The sequence below is a fragment of the Chlorobium sp. KB01 genome (assembly GCF_001975465.1).
GTDB lineage: Bacteria > Bacteroidota > Chlorobiia > Chlorobiales > Chlorobiaceae > Chlorobium.
Genome location: NZ_MPJE01000031.1, coordinates 1 through 19,041 on the forward strand (window position 1 = coordinate 1; position 19,041 = coordinate 19,041).

At 49.9% G+C, this 19,041-nt stretch carries 20 protein-coding genes; 5 read left to right on the forward strand and 15 right to left on the reverse strand.

What is annotated here, in order from left to right:
* The first annotated feature begins 119 nt into the window (after nucleotides 1-119).
* Both BOO20_RS03465 and BOO20_RS03470 read left to right on the forward strand, forming a co-directional pair.
* Nucleotides 120-389 (forward strand): DUF4160 domain-containing protein, encoded by a 270-nt coding sequence (locus tag BOO20_RS03465; RefSeq protein WP_076790606.1) that lies wholly within the window; start codon nucleotides 120-122, stop codon nucleotides 387-389.
* 3 nt (nucleotides 390-392) lie between these two features.
* Nucleotides 393-650, forward strand: coding sequence for a DUF2442 domain-containing protein (locus BOO20_RS03470; protein ID WP_076790607.1), 258 nt, complete (start codon nucleotides 393-395; stop codon nucleotides 648-650).
* A gap of 424 nt (nucleotides 651-1,074) precedes the next feature.
* Here BOO20_RS03470 and BOO20_RS03475 read toward each other — a convergent pair whose 3' ends face one another.
* Together BOO20_RS03475 and BOO20_RS13040 are read right to left on the reverse strand one after the other, a co-directional pair.
* Nucleotides 1,075-1,401 carry a helix-turn-helix transcriptional regulator gene (locus BOO20_RS03475; RefSeq protein ID WP_076790609.1) on the reverse strand — a complete coding sequence of 109 codons (327 nt, stop codon included), beginning with the start codon at nucleotides 1,399-1,401 and terminating at the stop codon, nucleotides 1,075-1,077.
* A 42-nt stretch (nucleotides 1,402-1,443) separates the two neighbouring features.
* Nucleotides 1,444-1,686 (reverse strand): type II toxin-antitoxin system RelE/ParE family toxin, encoded by a 243-nt coding sequence (locus BOO20_RS13040; protein WP_368665419.1) that lies wholly within the window; start codon nucleotides 1,684-1,686, stop codon nucleotides 1,444-1,446.
* Between the two features lie 502 nt (nucleotides 1,687-2,188).
* Between BOO20_RS13040 and BOO20_RS03485 the strand changes: the two genes are divergently transcribed.
* Entirely contained in the window at nucleotides 2,189-2,953 is a 765-nt protein-coding gene (locus BOO20_RS03485) for a restriction endonuclease (protein WP_076790610.1), read from the forward strand.
* Here BOO20_RS03485 and BOO20_RS03490 read toward each other — a convergent pair.
* The 6 genes from BOO20_RS03490 to BOO20_RS03515 form a co-directional block, all read right to left on the reverse strand.
* On the reverse strand, nucleotides 2,934-4,040 hold the full coding sequence (locus tag BOO20_RS03490; protein WP_076790612.1) for a DNA methyltransferase: 1,107 nt from the start codon (nucleotides 4,038-4,040) through the stop codon (nucleotides 2,934-2,936). The genes BOO20_RS03485 and BOO20_RS03490 overlap by 20 nt on opposite strands.
* A 277-nt stretch (nucleotides 4,041-4,317) precedes the next feature.
* Entirely contained in the window at nucleotides 4,318-4,635 is a 318-nt protein-coding gene (locus BOO20_RS03495; protein ID WP_076790614.1) for a type II toxin-antitoxin system HicB family antitoxin, read from the reverse strand.
* A gap of 2 nt (nucleotides 4,636-4,637) precedes the next feature.
* Complete coding sequence (locus tag BOO20_RS03500) at nucleotides 4,638-4,889, reverse strand: type II toxin-antitoxin system HicA family toxin (protein ID WP_076790615.1); 252 nt, start codon at nucleotides 4,887-4,889, stop codon at nucleotides 4,638-4,640.
* Between the two features lie 223 nt (nucleotides 4,890-5,112).
* Entirely contained in the window at nucleotides 5,113-6,573 is a 1,461-nt protein-coding gene (locus tag BOO20_RS03505; protein ID WP_076790617.1) for an RNA-binding domain-containing protein, read from the reverse strand.
* A gap of 144 nt (nucleotides 6,574-6,717) precedes the next feature.
* Nucleotides 6,718-7,008: a type II toxin-antitoxin system Phd/YefM family antitoxin gene (locus BOO20_RS03510; RefSeq protein WP_076790619.1), complete on the reverse strand. Its 291-nt coding sequence runs from the start codon at nucleotides 7,006-7,008 to the stop codon at nucleotides 6,718-6,720.
* A 244-nt stretch (nucleotides 7,009-7,252) separates the two neighbouring features.
* On the reverse strand, nucleotides 7,253-7,666 hold the full coding sequence (locus BOO20_RS03515; protein ID WP_076790622.1) for an OsmC family protein: 414 nt from the start codon (nucleotides 7,664-7,666) through the stop codon (nucleotides 7,253-7,255).
* Between the two features lie 244 nt (nucleotides 7,667-7,910).
* Here BOO20_RS03515 and BOO20_RS03520 point away from each other — a divergent pair, with 244 nt between their 5' ends.
* Together BOO20_RS03520 and folE are read left to right on the forward strand one after the other, a co-directional pair.
* Nucleotides 7,911-8,360: a 6-carboxytetrahydropterin synthase gene (locus tag BOO20_RS03520; RefSeq protein ID WP_076790637.1), complete on the forward strand. Its 450-nt coding sequence runs from the start codon at nucleotides 7,911-7,913 to the stop codon at nucleotides 8,358-8,360.
* A complete protein-coding gene (gene folE, locus BOO20_RS03525; protein WP_076790624.1) occupies nucleotides 8,320-8,991 on the forward strand; it encodes a GTP cyclohydrolase I FolE in 672 nt (223 codons plus the stop codon). Before BOO20_RS03520 ends, folE begins: the two co-directional genes overlap by 41 nt.
* Nucleotides 8,992-9,081: 90 nt before the next feature.
* Here folE and BOO20_RS03530 read toward each other — a convergent pair whose 3' ends face one another.
* The 7 genes from BOO20_RS03530 to nuoL form a co-directional block, all read right to left on the reverse strand.
* Nucleotides 9,082-9,561 (reverse strand): HyaD/HybD family hydrogenase maturation endopeptidase, encoded by a 480-nt coding sequence (locus BOO20_RS03530; RefSeq protein WP_076790626.1) that lies wholly within the window; start codon nucleotides 9,559-9,561, stop codon nucleotides 9,082-9,084.
* A gap of 118 nt (nucleotides 9,562-9,679) precedes the next feature.
* The gene (gene cybH / locus BOO20_RS03535; RefSeq protein ID WP_076790628.1) at nucleotides 9,680-10,363 is read right to left on the reverse strand and encodes a Ni/Fe-hydrogenase, b-type cytochrome subunit; all 684 of its coding nucleotides are present in this window, start codon (nucleotides 10,361-10,363) and stop codon (nucleotides 9,680-9,682) included.
* 12 nt (nucleotides 10,364-10,375) lie between these two features.
* Nucleotides 10,376-12,094 carry a nickel-dependent hydrogenase large subunit gene (locus BOO20_RS03540; RefSeq protein ID WP_076790629.1) on the reverse strand — a complete coding sequence of 573 codons (1,719 nt, stop codon included), beginning with the start codon at nucleotides 12,092-12,094 and terminating at the stop codon, nucleotides 10,376-10,378.
* A gap of 16 nt (nucleotides 12,095-12,110) precedes the next feature.
* On the reverse strand, nucleotides 12,111-13,196 hold the full coding sequence (locus BOO20_RS03545) for a hydrogenase small subunit (protein ID WP_076790639.1): 1,086 nt from the start codon (nucleotides 13,194-13,196) through the stop codon (nucleotides 12,111-12,113).
* 208 nt (nucleotides 13,197-13,404) lie between these two features.
* The gene (locus tag BOO20_RS03550; protein WP_076790631.1) at nucleotides 13,405-14,940 is read right to left on the reverse strand and encodes an NADH-quinone oxidoreductase subunit N; all 1,536 of its coding nucleotides are present in this window, start codon (nucleotides 14,938-14,940) and stop codon (nucleotides 13,405-13,407) included.
* A gap of 39 nt (nucleotides 14,941-14,979) precedes the next feature.
* Nucleotides 14,980-16,620 (reverse strand): NuoM family protein, encoded by a 1,641-nt coding sequence (locus BOO20_RS03555; protein ID WP_076790633.1) that lies wholly within the window; start codon nucleotides 16,618-16,620, stop codon nucleotides 14,980-14,982.
* Between the two features lie 41 nt (nucleotides 16,621-16,661).
* Nucleotides 16,662-18,971 (reverse strand): NADH-quinone oxidoreductase subunit L, encoded by a 2,310-nt coding sequence (nuoL, locus tag BOO20_RS03560; protein ID WP_076790635.1) that lies wholly within the window; start codon nucleotides 18,969-18,971, stop codon nucleotides 16,662-16,664.
* Between the last annotated feature and the right edge of the window lie 70 nt (nucleotides 18,972-19,041).

Consider the following 19,041-nt stretch of genomic DNA (forward strand, 5'->3'; position numbering starts at 1 on the left):
AAGCAATTGCGGTATTTTATGCCACCTTTTTTTATTGCCTTCGTGAATAATTCAGGATACAATGCTTCGACGTTTCCGTATACCCTGAAAAACAAGCAACAACTGAGAAGGAGGTTTGAATGCCAGCGATATCAATGTTTTATGGTATAATAGTTTACCTGTATTTCAAAGACAATCGGCAGCACCACAGCCCTCATATTCATGCAATTTACCAGGAAAACGAAGTTATAGTCTCCATTCCTGAAGGTAAAATACTCGAAGGCAGTATTCCGAGCAATAAAATGAAACTACTGCTGGCATGGATGGAGCTTCACCAGGATGAATTGGTTGCGGACTGGCAACTTGCTCTATCCGGACAGCAACCATACAAGATTGAACCATTGAGGTAAAAAATGAACCCACGAGTAGTAACGGTTACTCCCGGTGATGATTATACCTTGTCCCTTGTCTTCACCAATGGGGAAAAAGGAACCTATGATTGCCATGATTTGCTGGATCATGGCGTTTTCAAAGAGCTGCGTGACAAAAGCTATTTCAAACAGGTTCGAGCAGAGCATGGGTCTATAGCTTGGCCGCATGAACAGGATATTTGTCCGGATACCCTCTATCTGGACTCAAGAAAAGAATCTGTAACTCCAGGACGGTCGTGATTTACTATCTTTAAACCACGGAATCATGAGTAGTCAAATTCACAGCTATGCCAACGATTAGAGAGCTGTCGAATGAGTCTCGAAAAAGCATTTAGGGACGTAAGTGAGAGAGGTAAGTAATGGGAGAAAACATAGTGCTGAGAGGAAGAGGGAAGAAAGTGCTGAGTTCTGGGTGCTGAGAGGAAGAGGTTGTCCACGAATTACACGAATTGGCTCGAAAGGGAAGAATAGGACTGACGGCCATACCTAAAGGGTAATTCCACCAACAGTATAAAATAGTGAGCAGCGTTGTGTCATAGCGTTCAGCCAGTTGGTGAATGCTGACCGTTGTTCCCTGAACCCACCACCGTGGATTTCCTTGATTTGCTCATGGAGTAATATTACCCTGGCATTCCTCCCCATCTATAGGTGATTATTGACCGGGTCAGATCTTTTGCGATTGCTGTTTTGGATTTAGTTTAATTTCCAGTTCGCAGCCTACAGCATCAGCATATCTCATGAGCGTAGCGATGGATGGTGCATGTTTGCTGCCGGATTCAAGTCTGGAGATCGCACTTTTGGTTGTCCCGATTTTCAGGGCTACGGCTTCCTGTGTCATACCAGATAACCGCCTTGCAGAGAGCAGTTCCCTGATAAGTGCGTATTTTGGGCCCAGCGCTTCATATTCTCTGCGAAAATCCTTGTCCTGAAGGTCTTTGGCAATATCCCCCTCAACATCGTATAGCACTGGCTGGTATTTCAGTTCATCCATTTTTAATCTCCTGTAATCTTTTTCTGGCAACGCTCAACTCTTTTAACGGTGTTGTCTGTTTTTTTTGATAAAGGCGTGCAGAATTATGATCTTTTTGCCTTTTTGATAACAATAGAGCGCTCTGCCGATACCATCCCGACCTTTCGGTCTCATTTCAAAAAGGCCTTCCCCCATTGCTTTGGTATGGGGCATCCTCACATTTGGACCGTACTCCTTTAAAAGAAGCGAAATTTTCCTGAAATCGGCCCTGATACCGGGAGGCCATCCATCAACAGTATCTTTAATACTTGGATGGAAGTATTAAATTTCATAACTCATGCCCAAAGTTAGCAATTACGATAACTATAAACAAATAATTTCCACTTAAATGCACTTCGGGGACTCTACAAGAGCAGCAAAAAAATCATCTGAACAACAGCAACTCCATAAATATTTGGGTGGGAAGTGGGAGAAAAATAGTGCTGAGGGATGAGGAAAGAAAGTGCTGAGTTCTGGGTGCTGAGAGGAAGAGGTTGAAGAAATGAAAAGAGGTTTGTCCATGGACAGCCAACACTCTAATCTCCCTGCATAAGAAACAGATGGAGAGGCCATCGATAGAGAGTAGATACCTGCAAATGCCGAACTGAACAGAGATGCCTCCTTTCAGTTTGGCGTGACACCTTGAAGAGAGGCCGGAGGATGGATCAGGGATGGATCAAGGCAATACCTTCCCGTGCTTTATTTGTATTTGTTTGATGATTCAGTTAATCTCATTATTTCAGAGTAACATCCCTGTAACCACTTAAATATGAGCGAAATAGACAGAAACCGAATTGAATTGCTGATTGCATCCATTCGGGAACTTACTCCGGGCCAGTTTTCATGGCTTGAAAGAACAGTTCAGATATTTCAGTGTGAGCATCGCTACTCAATTTTTCACTCCAATCTCTTTGATGACGAGACTCTGGAGAATTTTGGCGATGCGCTGAGAATTCATCACAGTTTTTCTGCCGAGCCATTTTCAAAAGACAAATTCGAATATGTTCTTGAGCGTGTTGTCAACATCTCTTCCGACCGGGCAAAGCTTGCACCAAAGGGAAACCGGGGGCATGACATCACCATCGACAATACCCGTATTTCATTAAAAACACAGGCAGACAAAGGGATCAGGGAAGACCGAATATGGATCAGTAAATTCATGGAGCTGGGAAAAGGGCTCTGGGGCGACAATCCTGCTGATCTTGTAACACTGCTCAATCTATTCCTTGAGCACCTTGACCACTATGAGAGGGTACTCATTCTCCGAACCCTCCAGAAAGCTCCGAACTGGATTTATGAACTGGTGGAGATACCCAGGGCTCTTCTGATGCTTGCTGGCAGCGGAATGCTGGAGATGAAAACCGAAAGCAGGCAATTCCCGAAACCAGGTTACTGCTTTATCCGTGAAGGTGAAACCGAGTTGTTCCAACTTTACTTTGATGGGGGTAGTGAGCGGAAACTTCAGCTCAAGAATCTTCTGAAAAGTCGCTGTATGGTGCATGCACGTTGGGAATTCACGATTCCTGAAACATAAGCGCTCCCTGGACACGGGCGTTGCGCCTGCCTGAAATATCCACATAATCCGGATTGATCTCAATGCCGACACACTTGCGGTTAAGTTCCTGCGAAACAATTCCAACCGTCCCTGCTCCATAGAAAGGATCAAGAATCAGATCATTTTTCTCTGAACCGGCTAAAATGCATGGCCGCACCAGATTTTTCGGGAAAACCGCAAAATGAGCTTCTGCACAAGGTTCGGTATTGATTGACCAGACTGTGCGCTTGTTTTTAAAGCCGTTTCCGTTTGTATATGACTCTTTGATTGCTTCCTGATTAAAATAGTACTGTTCGGATTTTGAAAACATGAAAAGGTATTCATGCGCAACCGTCAGGCGGTCTTTCACGCTTTCAGGCTGACAATTCGGTTTGTGCCAGATGATGTCATTGCGTAGATACCATCCGTCAAGCTGGCAAGCCAATGCCACCATCCATGCCACACCGATCAGGTCTTTTTTCTTGAGTCCATCAGGTGTAGGCGGACGATATGACATTGCCCTGCCCCGGTTTTTAGAGTCCTCCTGTCGCCATTTTCTGCCGCCTGAAGTATAGGTATTGCCGATGTTCAGCCAGAAGGTCCCTTCAGGTTTCAAAACACGCCGTACTTCAGAGAATATTGCAACAAGAACCTTGATATAATCCTGAATGTCAGGCTCAGCACCAATCTGGTTTTCAACACCATAATCCCTTACTCCCCAGTAAGGCGGAGAGGTAACAACACATTTGAAGGTGTTGTCAGGAAGTCGTTTGATAATATCTCTGGTGTCACCATTGATCACCTGAATCCCCTCTTCATCAAGCTGATCTCTGTTGATGAAAGGGTTTGACGCTGAGGCACTCTCTTGCTCGGCAGTGACAAGATCCGTGCTGCCCTGTTCGAGGAAAGGACGACCAACCTTTTTTCTGCCAAACATGGCAAAATCCGAAAGAACAGATTCTTCAATGAGGTGATCTCTCCCCGATTTATCGGTCTGCAAACGCTCTTCGAGAATATACTGGCGGATTCTTGCTGAAGATACGCCAAGATAGAGAGCTGCTTCTTCTGTAGTATAATGCTTGCTCATGCGTAAGGTTTTTATACTAATGTAGAAAAACTCCTGCAAAAAGCAATCCGACTATCGTTATTCGAAGCCGTCGAAATATAACTTCGGGGGACGCCCGCGACGAACTCTACAAAATGGGCTCAAACGCACACAGGTAGGGGGAGGCTGAACGCGGGTATGTATTCATAACGACATCACAAGCAGAGACACGCCTGAGTAGAGATGCCTCCTTTCAGTTTGGCATGACACCTGAAGAGATTTTGAATGCTGGATTATTCAGGAGAAACAGCGGCAATATTCAGGCTGATTCGAGGGTATCGGAAATCCATCTGTTCAGGCTTTTTCCTGATTTGACCGCCTTGACAAACACTTTGTGATGAAGTTCAGGGCTCATCCGCAGAACCAGTTTACCGGAGAACGGCTTGTCCGGCTCCTCTCCCCTCTCCCGGCAAAAGTCAAGATAGTCCTCAACCGACTCCCTGAACGCGGTCTCTATCTCATCCACGGTCTTACCCTGGAAGGTAATGACATCCCTTGTATCAAGCACCTCGCCATGAAATATGCCTGCCTCATCATCATATTCCACGTGACCCGAATATCCGTTGTATCTAAGCATGATTATCGCACTCCCGCCTCTTTTAAAAAACGTCTCATTGATTGTAACGCCCCCTTGTCTGTCTCTTTTTGAGGATGAGGCCTGTGAAAAACAGCCCGCACACCGTTAAGCACCATGCGAACTCTTGAACCTTTGCCCTCTGACAATTCAGCACCAAGAGCCTGCAACAGATTCTCAATGTCCGACCATTGAACGTCAGAACGTACCGGATTCTCAAAAATCCGGTCCAGAATCTTTTGCTGCCGTTTATGCATGATACTATTTTATGATATCATTTCATTTTTTCCAAAGAGAAAATCAACAGACACCTTGAAAAGATTTTGAATTGAAGAGATCAAGAAGAGAATGCACCCAAAACGGGATTAATTACCAGTAGTTAAAACCCGGCAGCCAAGCGTCTGATTCAGTATGGGTTCAAACATGCTCTGATGTGACTGTTGTTCTGAAGCAGAAAAAAGCGAGGAACACGTCACTGTTTCATCTGTTCTCCAGCAATTTTCGACCTTTTTCAGTCAGGCGATATTTTTGAAGTCGGCTTTTTGGTTTGTCAGGAATGGTGTATTCAATCAAATCATCAGCCAGCATTTCACGAACTCGTTCATTGAGTTTTCCCGAAACCGACGTATGGCCGAGCGCTATCGCCAGTTCTGATTTTGATCGGGACCCGATGAGCAACTCCCTGATCACTCTTTCAAAAATTGACTCTGGCCCCGACTCTGGCCTTGATGAGACTTCCAGTATATGGGAGGGTTTTTCGCCAAATTCCGGCACACTGATGATCATACGAAAAACATCCCCTTCGATGAGCTGCGGATCTGCACCTCCATACTTTTTACCGTAGATCATCATCTTGCGCATACCCGATCCCAGTTCGTCTGCCCTGTCTATCTCCCTGAAAAACGCACCAATCACCGGGTTTTTAGGATAAGGTGCGAATGTATCGGGGTTAAGCAGGCCAAACCCGTGAGGACGATTCGCATTGAAGGTGGTCACTTGCCCGTATTCAATAATAAACCTACACGGAACGCCACTGGAATATTCGCGATGAATCAGCATATTGGATGCAACTTCGCGGAAAATGGCATCCCGCAGGCTTCTGCGCTCAATGCCTTCCAGATAAAAAGGATCTGGTAAATGCTTTTGGACAGAAGCCAGAATCCGGTCGTAGCTATCGATAAGGTTGGTGCGAACCAGATCTCGGTCATCGTAACGGTCCACATTGACCTTGCGCAGAATCAGGTCGGTTCGATGCGCAGGACAAACTTTCAGGATAAGCTGGTCAGGCGCGAACAGCATGACTCCAGCCAGAGTGACTCCATTTTGCTTTGTCTCTGGATCCTCTTGATAAAGCTGCGCACTCTTGAGGAGTTGCAGGTCATCCATATCAGCCCAGGAATGATTGTCCTTGTTTATACGAGCATATCGTCGGCATTTTTCTATCAATTCCGGGCGAAGGTCTTTAACCTGAATCCAGGGGTGTACCCTGTTTTCACTGAACGTTGCCTGTTTACGCTGATAGAGATGCGCGACTTGTGTAGTGTGATCCGTAATATCCAGATCTCCATCTTCATTACGATCGTATATGCGCCCATTGCAGCGATGCACCTGAGAACTTTCCGGCACATAAATACGCAGCAGGGATTTCCCATCCACCTCGGCAACATCAATAGAGAGATAGGTTGGCGGAGTGAGTTTAAGCGGGTTGTTGATTGCAGTGACAAAGTCTTTTTTGATCTGCGTTACAGCATCCGGCTCAATACCCTGCAATGTTCCATCATCCTGAACACCAAGAAGAATAGTGCCGCCATGCCGATTGAGAAAGGCGCAAACCGTATCATAAACATCACGGTTGATCTTATTCCGGCAGGTTTTGAATTCTACCGAAATCCCCTCACCCTGCCGGATCAGATCAAGTATTTGCTGTTTCGTGACATCCATACGTTTCCAATTTCACTGTCATAATAACAACTTTTGCCGACTCTATCCTTCTTGTGAGTTATCGACAGGCTGTCGACAACTCAATACAATACCAATATGTCATGGCGTCAAGCTTTCTGACCGCTTCTGTTGTCCAGACAACATTCATTGCTTGCCGGAGGATCTTTTGTCTGCAAGCATTTTCCTGACCTCTTCGGTGCCATAAACCTCACCGGACTCGGCTGCGGCCAGACCCTGCTCAACCGAAGCAACAAACTGTTTATGATAGACGAGACTGTCATACTCTTTCGGTGAAAGAAGCACTCCGGCAGCCCGGCCATTCCGGGTAATAATCAACGGATGCCCGGTCGTCTGCACCTTTTTCAGACAGGAAGAGATGCCGACTTTGAACTCACCCAACGGAATGATATCGCTTGAAGCCCGAATGTTTTTCATAATCAAGAGCTTTTTTCAGACCATAATTCAAACCTTTTTTAAGGTCACAATATAACCATATTCTCGCAAACCAATGCGTCACTTCGCAAAATGCAACTTCGCCCTCGTTGAAGAGATTTTGAATGCTGGATTGTCATCCCGAACTGAAGGGAGGGATCTGGTTTTCGGAAAAGGAGATCTCTCTCTGCGTTCGAGATGACAGTTTGGGGTTCCTGATTGAAGAGAATCAGCGGGCGTTGCTGGTTCAGGCCAGTTCGGTGCTCCAGGTTATGTTGCAGCCGGAGCCGCGGAGCATGGCGGCGACGCTGCAGTACTTCTCCATGGAGAGTCCGGCGGCTTTTTCGAGATCGGCGAGCGATCCGTCCGGGCTCTTCATCCGGTATCTGATGTGGATCGAGGTAAAGACCTTCGGGTGCTCCTCCGCCCTTTCGGCCTCAAGGTCAGCCTGGAGCAGGGTCAGCTCCTTTCGCATCTTTTTGATGATGGCGATAATATCCATCATGGAGCAGGCTCCAAGCGCTTCAAGCACCGTATCCATCGGTGTGGCATACTTTGCCGGGCCTGAAAAATCCATTGTGGCGTCAAAACGGGTCTTCTGGCCCTTCTCGTTGATGCCGACGAGGGGCAGTTGGCCTTTGAAGGTAACGGTAGTGTGCATAGGGTAATAAAAAAACGATTTTGATGAGAGCCAGGAGATAAAAGATAATTATTCTGTTCGCTCAAATCCCCCTATTCCAGTTGGGGGGTGCCAAGATAGATAATGCTGCAACGTGCAACTTTGTTGAAACTTATAGAAGAAAGCCCAAGTTACCTTCAATACAAATTGTAGATCGAAAAGAGTACATTACTGCATCATGCAGGATGGTACAATTCAAGAGAAGGAACAAGAACAACTGCTGCCCATGAAAGATCTTTTGGAAAAACCGAGAAGAGTCTACGTTTCACGAAAAATAGAGTTCAATGCTGCGCATCGGCTTTTCAATCCGGACTTTACGGATGAAGAGAACGGCGAAATTTACGGAAAATGCAGCAATAAAAACGGGCACGGCCACAACTATCTGCTTGAAATCACCCTTTACGGCGTGGTTGACCCTGCTACCGGCTTCCTCTTTGACCTCAAGGAGCTGAAGGCTATTCTTGAGGAGGAGATCATTGAGCGCTTCGACCACCGAAACCTCAACCTTGACGTGCCGGAGCTGAGGGAGTGCGTGCCGACAACCGAAGTGCTTGCGGTACTGATCTGGGATATACTCGAACAACGACTGCGTAACATCAATAACCGGGAGATCGCTCTCCACGAAGTAAAAATATATGAAACAGGAAAAAATTCCGTCCGCTATCTCGGCCAGTAATCCGCTCCCTTCGGGTCGCGGGAGCTGCTGCGATGATGATGACTGTTATAGAGATACACCCGATACCGAACCGCATATTCTCGGAGGGCTCTCCGAAGCGGTGACTGCCATGCTTGAGGGGATCGGCGAGGACCCCCGGCGCGAAGGGCTGCTTAAAACACCCGAGCGGGTTGCCCGATCCATGCGCTTTCTGACCAGAGGGTACAGCCAGGATCCGGAGGAGCTGCTAAAAAATGCGGTCTTCACCGAGTCCTATGACGAGATGGTACTGGTAAAGGATATCGATATCTTCTCGATGTGCGAGCACCACATGCTCCCCTTTTTCGGCAAGGCGCATATCGCCTACATTCCTGACGGCAAGATTGTGGGGCTCTCAAAACTTGCCCGTGTGGCGGAGGTCTTTTCCCGCCGCCTTCAGGTACAGGAGCGGCTTACCCAGCAGATACGCGACGCCATCCAGAGTGTGCTCAACCCGAAGGGGGTTGGTGTGGTGATTGAGGCCCGCCACATGTGCATGGTTATGCGCGGTGTGGAGAAGCTCAACTCCGTGACCACAACATCAGCCATGTCGGGGCAGTTTATCAGCTCACAGTCGACAAGGAGTGAGTTTTTGCGGTTAATAAAACCGTAGAAAACAGATTAGTCCACGAAATACACGTGAAAAGACACGTAATCTACTGTAGGGGCAATCCTGCGTGATTGCCCTTATAACGCATTTCAATTATTCATCTGCTGAAAGCCAGCTATCAACAATGACTCTTCCCTTCTCTACGGCTTCGGGGAGGAGCCCGGATACTTCGGCGCTCAGGTTGAGCGAGAGTTCAAGCTCTCTGGGGGGGATGCCGATCAGCACCAGCTCCTTAGGCATTCTGCCGCGCAGTTTGGCCACACCTATCAGTTCGCTGAAGCCCATTTGGTGGGAACTCATCTTGCGGTGAATGAAATCGGGAAGCTCTTCGTTGCGATAGACATAGACCCCCCGGTCGTACTCCAGGGGAATAAGCGCGTCAAAGACCATGAGTGCATCGCATGACTCGATAAAGTCGAGCAGATAGACCCCCTGGGTGCCTCCGTCGATAAAGCTGACCGATTCGGGATAGGATGATGATTCACGGAACGCGTTGACCGCCGCCACACCGAACCCCTCGTCTCCATGGAGGGTGTTGCCGAGGCCGATGATGTTGATCTTGCTGTGTTTCAATTGAACTATAATTTATTAACCCCTCCTCCAACTTCGTTGGGGGCTGCCAATGTCGCGCTCCTCCGGAGCTAAAAAAAGCCCCCGACGAATCGGGGGCAAAAGAGCGATGGAAACAGCGTTAACTCGGTTCCTCTTCCACCTTGTGCTTGAACCCCGTGATGATTGATGAGGTGACGCTGGTGCGGTCAACCACATCGTGACGAATCACCGCATAGATATGCATGATAAAGTAGACCGGGAAGATCCATGCCATCACGTGGTGCAGAAAGTGCAGCGAGTAGCTTCCGCCGAAGAGCGGAATCAGCCAGCCGAACATGGTGGAGTTGAACCCACCGGGGTTGTTCTCTCCATACATTGCCAGCCCGGTGAAGATCATGAAGCTGGAACCGCAGAAGATAAAGATAAAGTGCGCAAGCGCGGCAACCGGGTTGTGCCCCACATAGTTCGGCTCGTCACTCCTCAGAAACAGATAGGACTCAACCTGCTCCCGGAAGGGTTTGCCCCACCATGAGGGTGACCAGGGCTGGAATCCGCCGAATCGGGCATATTTGTCGTTACCGAACAGCGCCCAGTAGAGACGGAAGATGAAGTTGGCAACAAAGATAAACGCTGCAACAAAGTGCATGTAGCGCCACCACGCCATCCCCTTGTACCAGACCGCCTCACCGAGAGGCGGATTGATCAGCGGAGCTGCAATATAGAGGCCGGTTATCATCAGAATCACAATCGTAAGCGCATTGATCCAGTGATAGAGCCTTACCGGCAGTCTCCAGACGTAGATCTCTTCAATTATTCTACCCATGTGAAGCTCCTTTTAGACGATTTTAACCGACGTTATCTCATTGCCGTTCATGTCGAAGAGATGCGAGGCACAGGCCAGGCAAGGATCGAATGAGTGAACGGTTCTGAGGATCTCAAGCGGCTGGTCGGGATTGGCGACCGGCGTCCCCTTCAGTGCCGACTCGTATGCGCCGATGTTGCCGTTGACATCTCTCGGCGAAGCGTTCCAGGTCGAAGGTACCACAATCTGGTACTCCTTGATCTTCTCATCCTCGATATGGATCCAGTGGCCGAGCGAACCGCGGGGAGCCTCGGTGTAGCCGAAACCCTTGCACTCTTTAGGCCAGCTATCGGGATCCCACCGCTCGCTGTTGAAGGTGCGGTAGTCGCCGGTTTTGATATTGGCAACAAGCTGATCATAGTAGTGACGCATGAACCCTGCGGTCTGCTTGCACTCGATGCCTCTGGCTGCGGTGCGGCCGAGCGTCGAGAAAAGTGCCTCGGGTCCGACTTCGAGTTTTGAGAGCACAAGACCGACCGTATCCTTGATCATCGGATCACCCTTGGCGTAGGCGACAAGCACACGGGCAAGCGGGCCGACCTCCATCGGGTTGTTCTTCCAGCGGGGAGTTTTCAGCCAACTGTACTTCTTGTCGGTATCGAGATACTGGAACGGTGGTTTCGGGCCGGTATAGTTCGGCGTGGTCTCGCCCTTCCAGGGGTGAAGCCCCTTGCCGTCACCACCCTTGTAGGTGTACCAGCTATGGCTCACCTCTTCGGTTACCTGTGCGGCATCTCTCGGATCGACATCATGAATGGTGGTGAGATCCTTGCCAAGAATGGCTCCTCTTGGCCAGAGCAGGGTCTTGAAGTCGGCAAGCGTGGTCTCGGGAAAATCGCCGTAGCTGAGATAGTTGCCGAGTCCGCCGCCGTGCAGCCACCCCTTGTAGTATCCGGCAATGGCGATCAGGTCGGGAATGTAGACCTGGTCAATAAAGGTCTGGGTGTCGTCGATAATCTTCTTGATCATCGAAAGACGCTCGATGTTGATCGCTGTGTCGCTGTTCGGGTCAATGGCACAGGCCATACCGCCAACCAGATAGTTCGGATGGGGGTTTTTGCCGCCGAAAATGGTGTGAATCTTGATGATCTCCTTCTGGAAATCAAGCGCCTCAAGGTAGTGCGCAACCGCAATAAGGTTCACCTCCGGAGGAAGTTTGTAGCCGGGGTGACCCCAGTAGCCGTTGGCAAAAATACCGAGCTGGCCGCTGTCAACAAAGCCGATGAGGCGCTGCTGGAGATCCTTGAAGTAGCCGGGTGAGGATTTCGGCCAGGCCGAGATGCTCTGGGCAATAACGGAGGCCTGTTTGGGATCGGCTTTCAGCGCGCTCACCACATCTACCCAGTCAAGGGCGTGAAGATGGTAGAAGTGTACCAGATGATCCTGCGTCACCTGGGTTGCATTCATCAGGTTGCGGATGATGCGGGCGTTGGCAGGAATATCGATACCAAGCGCATCCTCGACGCAACGAACCGAAGCGAGAGCATGAACGGTGGTACAGACTCCGCAGATACGCTCGGTAAATGCCCAGGCATCCCTCGGATCGCGTCCCTTCAGAATAACCTCGATACCGCGCCACATTGTGCCGCTGCTGAAAGCATCTTCAATAACATTACTCTCGTTCAGCTTTGCCTCTATTCTGAGATGTCCCTCAATACGGGGGATCGGATCGACAACTATTTTTTTTGCCATGTTTCTCTACTCCTGATTAAGCTTTGTCTTTTTCTGAGCTCTCTGCTTTTGCCTTTTTCGCGGCCGTAACGGCAGCATGTGCGGCTGCACCTGCAGCGGCTGCGCCGACGGCAACCATGCCGATCTTGTCAGCGTTACTGTCGCTTCCAAGGAACGAAACTTCAGCCTTTCGGGTATAGAATGGTCCCTTGTCCCAGAAGTTGGGTTCGGAGCAACCGATACAGGGGTGGCCGGAGCCGATCGGGAAGCTTGTGCCTCCGTTCCACTGAATCTTGGAGCAGGAGTTGTAGGTTGTCGGCCCCTTGCATCCCATCTTGTAGAGGCACCAACCCTTTCTGGTTGAATCGTCATCAAAGCTTCTGACAAACATTCCGGCGTCAAAGAAGGCTCGACGGTAGCACTTGTCGTGAATGCGGGTGTTGTAGAAGGCCTTTGGACGTCCAAGCCGGTCAAGCTCGGGGAGGGTGCCGAAGGTGTGGAAATGGGTAATAACACCGGTCATCACCTCCGAAATCGGAGGACATCCGGAAACCTTGACAATCGGCTTGTCCTTGATAATCTCGGAAACCGGAGCGGCTCCTGTCGGATTGGGATGGGCGTTCTGCACGCATCCGAATGATGCACAGTTGCCCCATGCGATAATTGCGGCTGCATCAGCGGCAGTCTCTTTCAGGGTATTGAGGAAGGAGTCACCCCCGACCATGCAGTAGACACCGTCATCCTTTGTGGAGGCATTGCCTTCAACAGCCAGAATGTACTTCCCCTTGTAATCCTTCATGATCTTGCGGCGCACATCCTCAAGCTGCGTGCCCGCTGCGGCGCTGAGTGCATCATCGTAGTCAAGGGAGATCATGTTGAAGAGCAGGTCTTCGATTGTGGGGTGGGAGGAGCGGATAAAGGATTCTGTACAGCAGGTGCATTCAAGTCCGTGAAGCCAGATAACCGGCGTTCTCGGCTTCTTCTCCATGGCCTCGACAACGCTCGGTACCATTGATGGAGCAAGGCCCAGATAGACCGACGTCATGGTACAGAATTTCAGAAAGTCCCTGCGACTCACTCCCCTGGCCTGGAATATCTCGGCAAAGGTCTGGTTGCTTTGCATGTTTACCTCCATATTATGTAAAAGCGATTTATCGGAAAGTCAGATTGAAATACCCATTAAAAGCAAGAACAGTTCAAACGGAGCCTCCTTTGTGGAGCATCATAAATACATTTTTTAAATTAACATTCACCCGCCGATTTACCATAAAAAAACCCGTTCTTCCTTGCGAAAAAACGGGGTTGCGTGTATTCAATGCAGGTTAACCATCTTACTGCAGGGTTAAACCGAACATGGCTGAAGAGTATCGTGCAAAATCGGAAAGCGGAGTGAAAAAGAGTCCGAACCAGAGTGTCAGGATCATCAGGAAGGACATCAGTATGTTTGCGATAAGTCCGGGGTTGAAGCTCTTCTCTTCCGGTTGTTCGGAGTCACGCAGATACATGTTGAGCGGTATCAGCATATAATAGTAGAGCGAGATGACGCTGGTCAGTACACCGATAAGTGCAAGCCAGATATAGAGTGAACCCTTGGCAAGCAGTGCCGAGAAGATCATCAGCTTTCCTATGAATCCAATGGTCGGAGGAAGACCGACAAGGGAGATCAAAAATACGGTGAGAGCTGCACCGGCAATCGGCATCCGTCTGCCGAGCCCGCGGTAGTCCTCAAGATTCTCGCTGCCGGTCTTGTTGGCAATAAGGGTGACAACATAGAAGGCACCGAAATTCATCAGAAAATAGGAGGTCAGATAGAAAAGCGTTGCCTGTGTACCGAGCGCATCACGAAGCAGCACGCCGAGCAGCAGATATCCTGCATGGGCAATCGAGGAGTATGCGAGAAGTCGTTTGACATTTTTCTGCCAGAGAGCAACCACGTTACCGTAAACCATTGAAGCAATGGAGAGCACAATGAGCAGAGCAAGCCAGTCGATACCCATGACATCTTCAATTGGAAGTGCAGCACGCGGCACAGCAATGTAGAAGAAGCGCATCAGCAGCGCAAAACCGGCCGCCTTGGAGGCAACCGAGAGATAGGCGGTAATCGGTGTAGGAGCACCTTCATAGACATCAGGACTCCAGAAATGGAAAGGCACAGCGCCGATCTTGTAGCCGAATCCGGCAAGAATCAGCAGCGTGGCAAGAATCATGATCAGGGGATCATAACCATGCTGTGCAAGTGTTGCACTGATCCTGATAAGATTGGTCTGTGCGGTAAGGCCGTAGATGAGCGAGAAGCCATAGATCATAAGGCCGGAGGAGACCGCACCGTAAACCAGATATTTCAGGGCAGCTTCCGATGAGCGGCGGTTGCGCTTGAAATAGCCGGTCAGGATGTAGGCTGAAAAACTGACCAGCTCCATGGAGAGGAAGATCATCAGAAGATCGCCCGAAGAGGCCATCATGATCATGCCGATCACCATCGAGATGATCAGGGCATAATACTCACCCATGCTCTTGACCTCACGGTTGAACTGCTCATCGGCCATCGTAATGATGACGGCTATGATACCGGAAACAACAAAGAAGTATTTGAAAAAGAGTGCGTAGCGGTCAATGACATACATCCCGAAAAAGATCTCTCCGGATGGAAGTGCATGCTGCTGGAAGATAAAGTAGATGCTGCCAAGAAGCCCGAGAAGGGTTGTAATGGAGAGCACATTGTTTTTCCTCCCTTTCGTGACCAGATCGACAAGGATCACGGCCATAAAGAGCACGGACAGATAGATTTCAGGTATAAAAAACCCTGTATTTGCCTTGAGAACAGCTATGATACTCTGGATTTCAGCACCTGATGGCAGCTCGAACATAATTCTCTACGTTTATTCTTTTACCTCGTGCAAAAGCGGTTAATTCAAAGATGTCAGCACAACTGGAGAGAGCACCTGCACAAGCTTGTTGATGCTTGATGTCAGCATGCCGATCACAGGCATCGGATAGATACCGAGTGCAATGGTGATCACGGCAAGCGGAACAAGCATAACCAGCTCGCGTGCATCAAGATCGAGCTTTCCTTTCCAGTCGTGGAAGTGGATGTGCTCATGACCCTCTGCATCAACCTCAAGATCGTAGGCTGCATCCGGTTTTCTCTTGCCGAGAAACATTCTCTGCAGCGACCAGAGCAGATAGGCTGCACCGAAGACGATACCGAGCACCGAGACAATGGCAATCGGACGGGTGGTTACCGAACTGAATGCACCGACAAAAACAAATGCCTCGGAGATGAAGCCGCTCAGGCCGGGCAGACCGAGTGAAGCGAACCAGGCAATGGTCACAACTGCGGCATAGCGCGGCATGTAGGAGGAAAGGCCTCCGAACTTGTCAATCTGACGGGTATGGGCACGGTCATAGATCACACCGACCAGAAGGAAGAGCATGGCGGTGATGGTGCCGTGGTTGAACATCTGGTAGAGCGCGCCGAGCATTCCCTCGCTGTTGCCTGCGGCAAGACCGAGCAGCACGTAGCCCATGTGACTGATGGAGGAGTAGGCAACCATCTTTTTAAGATCCTGCTGGGCAAGGGCACAGAATGCACCGTATATAATATTGATCGCACCGAAAATACCGATCACATACATGGATGCCTGGAAGACTTCCGGGAAGAGCGGGAAGTTGATACGCATCATGCCGTAGGTTCCAAGCTTCAGCAATACACCGGCAAGAATAACCGAAATAGGGGTCGGTGCTTCAACGTGAGCATCAGGAAGCCAGGTATGGAACGGGAACATAGGAACCTTGATGGCAAAGCCGATGAAGAGCACGATAAAGGCAATCAGACGCCATCCGTGGTTTTCAGGAGCGAATATGGCGCCCGCAACATTGAAGTTCGACTGGGTAGCCATGGCAACAAGAGAGAAGGTGTGGTTGCCGGTAACCGGATCGGTAACACTGAAGTAAAGTCCGATCATGACAAGCAGCATGAAGACGGAACCAAACAGGGTGTAGAGGAAGAACTTGATGGCTGCATATTCACGGTTCGGTCCGCCCCAGATGCCGATCAGGAAGTACATCGGAAGAAGCATCAGCTCCCAGAAAACATAGAAGAGAAAGAAATCAAGCGCGACAAAGCAGCCCATCATGGCCGTGGCCAGAAGGTTGTAGAGGATAAAGTACCCCTTTACCTGTTTCTGGATGGTCCAGCTTGAGAGCACGCCAATGGCGGAGACCAGTGCGGTCAGAATAACCATGGTCACCGAGATGCCGTCAACACCGAGGAAGTAGTCGATGTTCAGCGAGCCCAGGGCGCCGAGGTTGATATTGATCCAGGAGAGCTTCTCCACAAACTGGAAGGATCCGAAGGCGCTGCCGCCCGGTCCAGCCGTGATTCCCGGAATCGAGGGGTCATATCCTCGCCAGATCAGAAACGCCAGCACGCCCTGGCCGATAGCCGCAAGCAGTGAAACAATTCTGATTATCTGCTTTTGCGAGGAAGGCACGGCAAGAATGATCAGACCGGCGATGATAGGCAGAAATACAATTAAACTCAGCATGTTCCGTTTCTGTAAGTTTTCAGATTAAAAATAGATCCCTCTTAGTAGATCAGTCGTGTAAAGTAATAGATAAAGTAACCAAAGACTGCAACAAGGAGCATGACCACATAGGTCTGAACCTTTCCTGTCTGGAGTTTTCTCAGAACCGCACCGGTGGTGTTGACAGAGAATGCGGTAAAGTTTACGAGGCCGTCAACCACATATTTGTCAAATCCGGCATTGGCGAAGGCGAACTTCCTGACCAGGGTTGCAACACCGTTGACAATACCGTCAACCACATTGGTGTCGAACCAGGAGAGAAGTTTGGAAAGAACAACCGAGCCCTTGATGAAGGTGGCCTGGTAGATCTCGTCCCAGTACCACTTGTTGAGCGAAAAGAGATAGAGCGGCCGGATGGCAACTGCGGTCTTTGCCGGATCGATAATACCGAAGACATAGACAACAAAGGCAAGACCGATACCGAGCACAACCATGACGCTCGAAATATAGATGGCCGTGTAGTGCGCTGCATGACCTGCGTGGACAATCTCTGCCTGACGCGGATCGGAGTAGGCGTGCCCTCCCTTTGCTTCGCCGTGTGAAGCTGCTGCGGCTCCGTGTTCTGCTGCGGCAGGAGCTGCACCATGTTCAGCAGGCGCAACTGCACCTTCCGTCGCGTGCGTTTCCGGAAGAGCACCGACTGCTGCAAGCTGAGGCAGAACCGAACCGGCCGGGAGTGAACCGATCTGCGGGTTGGCGGCACCAACCACTGTGGCCGGAGTAGGAATCATCTTCATGAACCACCCCTTGGCACCGTCAAGCGGATCGGGCGAGTAGACAAAGAAGACCGAAAGTGCTGCAAGAATAACAAGCGGGGCTCTCATGTTCCATGAAACCTCATGCACGCCGTGTTCGGCATGATGATCATCACCATGAGCCGCGTGACTGTCGTGCGCATGGTGATCGCCATGGTGAGGATCAGCCGGTTTGAGGTGCGTACGGCTTTCACCGAAGAAGACAAGCCAGATCTGGCGACCCATGTAGAATGCGGTCAGCATGGCGGAGAAGAATCCGAGTACAGGAATAAGATAGTAGATACCGCCTCCCTCAACGTTGGCGAATCCTATCGCTCCGGCAAGGATGGCATCCTTGCTTAAAAAGCCGCTGGTCAGGGGAAGACCGGCCAGGGCAAGCGTGGCAAGGGTGAAGGTTGCGAATGTCCAGGGCATATGCTTGCGAAGTCCACCCATCCAGCGCATATCCTGCTCATGGTGCATGGCGTGGATAATGGCACCAGAACCGAGAAAGAGACAGGCTTTGAAAAACGCGTGCGTAACGAGGTGAAAGAGCGCTGCCGAGTAGGCTCCGACACCGAGGCCGAGAACCATGTAGCCAAGCTGCGAAACGGTCGAGTAGGCCAGAACCCGTTTGATATCGTTCTGGGTAATGGCTATGGTCGCTGCCATGAATGCGGTAACGGCACCGATAAAGGCAATCACATGGAGTGCATCGGGTGTCAGCATCACAAAGATACGGGCAACGAAGTAGACACCTGCTGCAACCATGGTCGCAGCATGGATCAGGGCGGAAACCGGTGTCGGGCCTTCCATGGCGTCAGGCAGCCAGATGTGGAGCGGGAACTGTGCCGATTTGCCGACGCAGCCCATAAAGAGCAGAATTCCGGCGGCGGTCAGCCATGCGTTTGAGAGGGCGAACTTCCCTGCTGCAAGGTTGGCATAGACCTCGGAGAAACTGAAGGTGTGGAACTGTGAATAGAGAATCAGAATACCGAGCCACATGCCGATATCACCGACACGGTTGGCAAGAAAAGCTTTTTTCTGTGCATCGGCGGCACTGTCCTTTTCAAAGAAGAAGCCGATAAGCAGGTATGAGGAGAGTCCGACAAGCTCCCAGAAGATATAGATAGAGAAGAGGTTGTCGGAGAGTACAATACCGAGCATCGAAAAGGTAAAGATGCCGAGATAGGCAAAATAGCGGCCGTAGTTCTTGTCGCCGGCCATATATCCGGTGGAGTAGAGATGCACAAGAAGGCTGATCAGGGTCACCATCGCAAGCATGATGGCCGTCAGATTGTCAATAACAATGCCCATTTTGATCTTCAGCGGCCCCACTCCGGGAACGTTGCCGAGATCAATCCAGGTGAAATCCCATGCAATCCTGAATGCAGGATCGTAGCTCTGCACAATAACCGTCCAGAAAATATAGGCTGATAGTGCGAATGCTGTTCCAAGTATGCCGACACCTATAAAATCACCCCGTCGCGGCAAGCGTCGGTTGAAAAATATAAGCGTGACAAACGAGAGCAGCGGCAGTAGCAGTACGACTATTGATAACTGAATTAAACTGTGCATGTTCTTTTGTTTTTACCCTGAATTATTCACGAAGGCAATAAAAAAAGGTGGCATAAAATACCGCAATTGC

Bases quoted from the DNA above. Each gene is read 5' to 3' on its own strand.
- BOO20_RS03500 (WP_076790615.1), bottom strand. From the start codon at position 4,889: ATGCATAAACGGCAGCAAAAGATTCTGGACCGGATTTTTGAGAATCCG.
- BOO20_RS03490 (WP_076790612.1), bottom strand. From the start codon at position 4,040: ATGAGCAAGCATTATACTACAGAAGAAGCAGCTCTCTATCTTGGCGTA.
- BOO20_RS03510 (WP_076790619.1), bottom strand. From the start codon at position 7,008: ATGAAAAACATTCGGGCTTCAAGCGATATCATTCCGTTGGGTGAGTTC.
- BOO20_RS03555 (WP_076790633.1), bottom strand. From the start codon at position 16,620: ATGCTGAGTTTAATTGTATTTCTGCCTATCATCGCCGGTCTGATCATT.
- BOO20_RS03505 (WP_076790617.1), bottom strand. From the start codon at position 6,573: ATGGATGTCACGAAACAGCAAATACTTGATCTGATCCGGCAGGGTGAG.
- BOO20_RS03470 (WP_076790607.1), top strand. From the start codon at position 393: ATGAACCCACGAGTAGTAACGGTTACTCCCGGTGATGATTATACCTTG.
- folE (WP_076790624.1), top strand. From the start codon at position 8,320: ATGAAACAGGAAAAAATTCCGTCCGCTATCTCGGCCAGTAATCCGCTC.
- BOO20_RS03495 (WP_076790614.1), bottom strand. From the start codon at position 4,635: ATGCTTAGATACAACGGATATTCGGGTCACGTGGAATATGATGATGAG.
- BOO20_RS03550 (WP_076790631.1), bottom strand. From the start codon at position 14,940: ATGTTCGAGCTGCCATCAGGTGCTGAAATCCAGAGTATCATAGCTGTT.
- BOO20_RS03465 (WP_076790606.1), top strand. From the start codon at position 120: ATGCCAGCGATATCAATGTTTTATGGTATAATAGTTTACCTGTATTTC.
- cybH (WP_076790628.1), bottom strand. From the start codon at position 10,363: ATGGGTAGAATAATTGAAGAGATCTACGTCTGGAGACTGCCGGTAAGG.
- BOO20_RS03515 (WP_076790622.1), bottom strand. From the start codon at position 7,666: ATGCACACTACCGTTACCTTCAAAGGCCAACTGCCCCTCGTCGGCATC.
- BOO20_RS03485 (WP_076790610.1), top strand. From the start codon at position 2,189: ATGAGCGAAATAGACAGAAACCGAATTGAATTGCTGATTGCATCCATT.
- BOO20_RS03520 (WP_076790637.1), top strand. From the start codon at position 7,911: ATGAAAGATCTTTTGGAAAAACCGAGAAGAGTCTACGTTTCACGAAAA.
- nuoL (WP_076790635.1), bottom strand. From the start codon at position 18,971: ATGCACAGTTTAATTCAGTTATCAATAGTCGTACTGCTACTGCCGCTG.
- BOO20_RS03475 (WP_076790609.1), bottom strand. From the start codon at position 1,401: ATGGATGAACTGAAATACCAGCCAGTGCTATACGATGTTGAGGGGGAT.
- BOO20_RS03540 (WP_076790629.1), bottom strand. From the start codon at position 12,094: ATGGCAAAAAAAATAGTTGTCGATCCGATCCCCCGTATTGAGGGACAT.
- BOO20_RS03545 (WP_076790639.1), bottom strand. From the start codon at position 13,196: ATGCAAAGCAACCAGACCTTTGCCGAGATATTCCAGGCCAGGGGAGTG.